Annotated in this window: 2 protein-coding genes; both read left to right on the top strand. The window is 43.1% G+C overall.

Features of this window, described 5'->3' with window-relative positions; translation table 11 throughout:
* Positions 1-119: zinc ribbon domain-containing protein (locus J2S25_RS19850; RefSeq protein WP_307192718.1), on the top strand; the 119-nt coding region annotated here is incomplete at its 5' end.
* Positions 120-467: 348 nt separating this feature from the next.
* Positions 468-1643, top strand: coding sequence for a molybdopterin-dependent oxidoreductase (locus J2S25_RS19855; RefSeq protein WP_307192717.1), 1176 nt, complete (start codon positions 468-470; stop codon positions 1641-1643).
* Positions 1644-1944: the final 301 nt, after the last annotated feature.

Below are 1944 nucleotides of genomic sequence, written 5' to 3' on the forward strand. Positions count from 1 at the left end.
AGCCTATGTCGCTAGCTGAACGTACCTACCATTGTTCATGTGGTTACGTGGCAGATCGTGACTACAATTCAGCTATCAACATCAAAAAGGAAGGAGTAAGATTATTAGCGTTAGCATAGAAACAAAAACTCTTGGAACAAGAGGGTTAGCTCGGTCAATTTTCGTTGGCTAGGAAAAGCAGCGATAAGTCGAGAAGCCCCCACTTCAAGCGACCAGTAAGGGTGGTAAGTGGTGGGAGTAGTTCACTGATAATAAAAGGGGTGTGAATGTGAATTCTACGGCAGAAACAATCCAAGAATTAACGGATAAAGAGGAAGGGTTATACCGGCTCTAGAATGGGTCAAGAAAACCGTCCATGTGCCCCTTGTTCAGCACCAATGCGGGGCAATCGGTGTAAAAAGTTTTATCTGAACAGGAAGAGGCTTTAGGTTCAGGCTTCTGAATAAGCGAGAGGTGGGTGCAGCGAAATGTGGAAAAGGTTAAAAAGACTTCACCATCTGAATGGATATGCTACCTTATTTTTATTCATAAGTGGGATTTTGCTTTTCATTCCTTCTTTAAGAGGGCCATTGGCATTATACCGTGTCATGTTGAAGGATGCTCATATTTGGATCGGATTTGCAACTGTTGCCTTTCTTTTGCTTTATTTCCGCTATTTTGCCTTTCATTATAAAGTCATAAAAAAACAACAAGGAAAGAAACGGAATCTTGCGATGGTTATTGGATTGATCATTGGCTGGATTATTAGCGGTACGGTTCTAACCTTTCAAAGGAGTCTTCCTGAAGAAATCGTTCAAGCTTCATTGATCATACATGATGTATTCACCTGGATTGGTCTGCCGGTTCTCCTTTTCCACTCAGTGACTAGGGCAAGCTGGTTTCGTAAAAAATCAGATCAACTGCAAGAAAAAAAGAAAAATCTATATGCCTTCAGCCGCAGAGGGTTTTTCAAATACGGCATTGTGACTTTGCTTGCGATCATTTTGGGCCCATCCATTTATAAATGGCTGAAACAAGTGACGGATGATGGAGGGTCGACACTAAAATCGGTGACGCTGAAAAGCACAAATGAACTCTCACCCATGCCGATTCCTGCCACGCAATCCACCCCTCCCATTGGCGGAGGGTATGAAGGGAAATTCCGTATTTATACAGTAACGGAGACACCGGTTTTTACGAATGAAAATTGGAATTTTACGATTGATGGACTGGTTGATGAACCAGTGTCGTTGTCATGGGAAGAATTCGTCAAATTGAAGAGGACAGTCCAGGTCAGTGATTTTCACTGCGTTACTGGATGGTCCGTGCTTCATGTCACGTATGAAGGCATTCTGCTAAAAGATCTCATGAAGAAAGTAAAGCTGAAAGAAAACACGTCACATCTGAAATTTTATTCGGGCGACGGTGTCTATACTGACTCATTATCCCTTGAACAGGCAGTCTTGGATGATGTAATGGTCGCTGTGCTCATGGATGGAGAGCTGATCCCGTCAGATTTTGGAGGCCCCGTCCGGCTGATTGTTCCTAAAATGTATGCCTATAAATCCGTGAAATGGCTTGTCAGAATCGAAGCTATCGATCAAGTACACGAAGGCTACTGGCAGGTGAGGGGATATGATACCGATGCGTGGGTAGGATCATAAAAGACAATAGTGTAAGCTAATCACATGGAGCATGTATGTAAGTGAGCCATGTGGTTCTCTTGTCCCATTCGGGAGTTCGAAATAAAAGCTTGTAGAAGTTTATAATTCCTAGATTAAGGGGCAGTTAATTAATAACGGGTTCGATTGATTGGGAAGAAAAACCCTAAACACAATTTGAGACTCCCACGACTAAAGTCGCAAGCTGTCTAACGTCAGTGGGATTCTTAGCTACCTGTTTCAGACTCCATTCATTTCTGCTTCGTCTAAGTGCTAAGATTGGGGTGTCCCATCACCCCTCCCT

The sequence above is a fragment of the Mesobacillus stamsii genome, from assembly GCF_030814065.1.
Lineage (GTDB): Bacteria > Bacillota > Bacilli > Bacillales > Cytobacillaceae > Mesobacillus > Mesobacillus stamsii.

What these genes read in the sequence shown, in the direction of transcription:
- J2S25_RS19855 (WP_307192717.1), top strand. Translation starts at nt 468, where the DNA reads ATGTGGAAAAGGTTAAAAAGACTTCACCATCTGAATGGATATGCTACC.